The 3,817-nt window shown below is 47.4% G+C and carries 5 protein-coding genes; 4 read left to right on the plus strand and 1 reads right to left on the minus strand.

Annotated features, from left to right (window positions below):
* The 4 genes from JW881_01380 to JW881_01395 form a co-directional block, all read left to right on the plus strand.
* Positions 1–180 (plus strand): hypothetical protein (locus JW881_01380; protein MBN1696138.1); only part of this gene is annotated, 180 nt, incomplete at its 5' end.
* Between the two features lie 8 nt (positions 181–188).
* Positions 189–1,856, plus strand: a complete 1,668-nt coding sequence (gene lnt, locus JW881_01385) for an apolipoprotein N-acyltransferase (GenBank protein MBN1696139.1) — start codon at positions 189–191, stop codon at positions 1,854–1,856.
* A gap of 90 nt (positions 1,857–1,946) precedes the next feature.
* Entirely contained in the window at positions 1,947–2,693 is a 747-nt protein-coding gene (locus JW881_01390) for a Mut7-C ubiquitin/RNAse domain-containing protein (protein ID MBN1696140.1), read from the plus strand.
* Between the two features lie 57 nt (positions 2,694–2,750).
* Entirely contained in the window at positions 2,751–3,038 is a 288-nt protein-coding gene (locus JW881_01395) for an inorganic phosphate transporter (protein ID MBN1696141.1), read from the plus strand.
* A gap of 80 nt (positions 3,039–3,118) precedes the next feature.
* On the opposite strand, the gene JW881_01400 is transcribed toward JW881_01395, so the two are convergent.
* On the minus strand, positions 3,119–3,535 hold the full coding sequence (locus tag JW881_01400) for a hypothetical protein (protein ID MBN1696142.1): 417 nt from the start codon (positions 3,533–3,535) through the stop codon (positions 3,119–3,121).
* Positions 3,536–3,817: the final 282 nt, after the last annotated feature.

Here is a 3,817-nt window from a genome sequence, read left to right on the forward strand (position 1 = left end):
AAGGTTGAAGTAAAAGCTGAAGTAAAAGCCGAACCGAAGGTTGAAGAAAAAGCCGAAGTAAAAGCCGAACCGAAAGTGGAAGAAAAAGCCGAAGTAAAGGATGAAGCCGAAGCGGAAATAAAAACGGAGACCGAACCGGAACCGGAAACCGAAACAGAAGAAAAACCTGAAGAAAGCTAGGGACTCATCTGGCGGATATAATCAATAAAACAGGAATCCGATGCATTCTCCTCACCATTCTTTCGTCTCTTCTTCTCCCGCTTGCGGTACCGAACGACTTCTTCAGTTACGGAAATCCGTTACTCGGTTTTATCTGCCTGGTTCCCTTTTTTATTGCCGTTACAACGGCCCCCTCATTCAGATTTGCGACACTCCTCGGCGTTATCTTCGGATTTATCACCACCCTTTTCGCCTATTACTGGCTGCAATATTTCGGCGAGTACAGCTTCTGGACACTGGGGGGAACCACCTTCGGGTATATGCTGTACAAGGGTTTTCTCGCCGCCTATCTCTTCGGATTATCCCGCGTCTATCCGCGGTACCGGCCCGTGATCCTCGCCGCGGCATGGACCTTTTATGAATTTCTCAAATCATCGGGATTTCTCGCCTTTCCGTGGACACTGATGGCGCATCCGGTACATAATCTGCTTCCGCTGATCCAGTGTGTGGATATCACCGGGATCTGGGGGCTTTCATTTCTCATGACCCTTTTCAATACGGTGCTCGCGGAAGGATTGATCGTTTTGCCCCGGATCGAAACGCGACGGATCACGGGGAAGCGCATTCTTTCCCTGAGCTGGTCGCGTCATCTGGCTTTTACATTGATACTCTTTTGCGCGGCTTTGATTTACGGCGCAATCCGTCTCGCCGTCCCGCTTCCCGCCGTATCGCAGATAACAGTCCTCCTTGTCCAGCAGGACAGGGACCCCTGGGAGCGAAAAGCGGGAAGCTATGAAGAGAGCATACTCACGGCGGAGGAAATGACACTCAAAGGGGTCGAAGAAAGCGGGGAGAGAAAACCCGATCTTATTATCTGGAACGAAACATCATTTCAAACCCCCTTTTACACGGACCGGATAAGCGTACGGCTCGAAAAATTTCCCGAACAACGTCCCTTTCTCCCTTTCGTGAAAGAGATAGACCGCCCGTTTCTGGTCGGCGCACCCCTCGTCATCGACATGAAAACCTATGACGCGATGAATGCAGCGGTACTTATTTCAGGCGACGGCGAAGTACTTGACTATTACGGCAAGCAGCACCCCGTGCCTTTCGGTGAAAGCATTCCGTTCTGGGAGTTCGAGTGTGTGAGGGATTTTTTCAGGAACGTGGTCAATCTTTCCGGCACCTGGGTAATGGGAAACGAAAGCACTGTTTTTACCTTACCCCTTGAAGGCGGAAAGCGGATTACCTTTTCGACACCGATCTGCTTTGAGGACGCCTTCCCCGACCTCTGCAGAACGTTCATTCTGCGCGGCGCGGATATGCTTGTCAATCTGACGAATGTATCATGGTCGAAAACGGAATCCGCGGAACGGCAGATGTTCGTCGCATCGAAATTCAGGGCGGTGGAAAACAAATGCTTCCTCCTGCGCTCGACAAATTCCGGCGTCACGAGCATCATCGATCCGAAGGGACATGTCGTTGCCGCCCTCCCTCTTTTCACCCCGGATTACCTGCTTGCTGCCTTTACCGTTCAAAAGCCGGAACATCCGGCGTTGTACACCCGCTGCGGCGATTATTTCCCGATCACACTCTGGTTGATGATCTCCTCGATTCTTGTCATCCACGCGCTGTCCGGCTTTATTCAACGCCGCCGTGGTATAAGCAAGCCGGCATTACGCGCCGAAGAAGAGTAACGGCCCGCCCGCTTGCCGGAACGGACTCTTGCCGGATGGCGGCGGGCGACAGTCCGGAACAGGATACCTCCGTCCCCGGAGACAGGTCACATGGTCAGGGTATATATCAGGTTTTATGAAGAACTCAATGACTTTCTTCCTCACGACCAAAAAAAACGGCTTGTGGAACGATACTGTAAAAAAGGAACGACGGTAAAGGCACTCATCGAAGAGATGGGCATCCCCCATACGGAAGTTGATCTCGTCCTGGTGAACGGGGTCTCGGTGAGTTTCGTTTATCAGCTGACCGATGATGACGGCATCAGCGTCTATCCCGTTTTTGAATCCTTCGATATCGGTGCCGTCACGAAAGTCCGGCCTCAACCATTGCGCGAGATCCGTTTTATCATGGATGTCCATCTGGGAACACTCGCGAAAAGCCTCAGGATACTGGGATTCGACACCCTCTACTCGAACCGGTACGAAGACGAAGAAATATCGATAATAGCGCAAAAGGAAAAACGGATCATTCTGACGCGGGACAGGGGATTACTCAAACGGAAAATCATCACCCACGGTTATTGCGTCCGGTCGAAAGACCCGGACCGGCAGATCCTCGAGGTCGTCCGCCGTTTTGACCTCATGCGCCGAATCGACCCGTTTTCCCGTTGCCTGGAATGCAATAATCCGCTGGTTTCGGTCGATAAAGCCGGCATCGCGGAGAGACTGCCGCCTGAGGTAAGGAAAAAATATTCGGATTTCAAACGCTGTCCCGATTGCGATCACATATACTGGTTAGGGAGTCATTGGCACGACATGAAAAAAAGACTCGACAAGCTGCTCGGCACGGAATTATAGTAAAAGACGAAAGGAACGGCCGATGCTGCCGGCGTGCTTTCCTGCGGCAGGAATGTGATGATAACCATCGGGAAAAAACTCGTCAAACTCGATCCCTACTCCGGCCTTGTCGCGGTCCTCTCCGAATCCGTCATTATCCACATCTATGCGATAATCGGGGTGCCCGTCTCGAGTTCCCAGGCGATCGTCGGCGCGGTTCCGGGTATCGGCGTGCTCAAAGGTGTGCAGACGATACATTTCAGGGTTCTCTTCGGCATCGTGTTCGGGTGGCTCGGCACCCCCCTGATCGCGGGATTTTTATCGTACGGGATATTTATAACGGCGCGGATGCTTTTACTGCGGTAAAGACGGCGAAAGACAGACAGCCCCCACGACTCGCAGGCAACAGGTATAAAGTATATATATTCCATCCTCACAATAATAAATTATTCCAGTCTGATTCCTTGTTTTTTTAAATTCTCAAATAATAATTCTCTTACATAATGACCCAAATCATTATTTTTCATAATTTGTTTTTTAGTACGCCAAATAAAACATATAGGATCAGGCATAAATATTTCATCTACAGTATCATCTATATAAAATATTTCAATTAAATATTCACCCTCTCGTATTCCAAATTTTATCTTTACATCCGTACATTTCGAATAATTGATTATGTTAATTAAACTTCCAATTTCATATCTTTCAAGAAAGAAAATTAATGGTTTTTCTCTTAAAGTCTTTACAGGATATACTGTAATCTTTATTTCTTTAACAGTTTCAATAGAAATAGGTTTTATTGGACAACAATCGCTCATTAATATAAATAATAAAAAGAAAAGAATAATATTTTTCTTCATATGATAATCCTTTTATTTATTAATTTTTAGCTATATATTTTGTAATCCTTATTATTCATTCAAAATCTGTTATATCCTGAATTATAATTGGGCGGTTTACTGACACAAGAGTAATCAGGTACAGGTTGATTATAATAATATGATAAATCAATAGTAAGCGTCAATTTCTCCCACCCTATTTTCTGGTGGCGATTTTTTCTGCGGTCAGGTTAAAGGGCAGCAGATCGATATAATCCTGTTCGGTTTCCGCATAGGGAAGTTTGCGGAAGATATGGTACAAAT

Source organism: Spirochaetales bacterium (assembly GCA_016930085.1).
Taxonomy (GTDB): domain Bacteria; phylum Spirochaetota; class Spirochaetia; order SZUA-6; family JAFGRV01; genus JAFGHO01.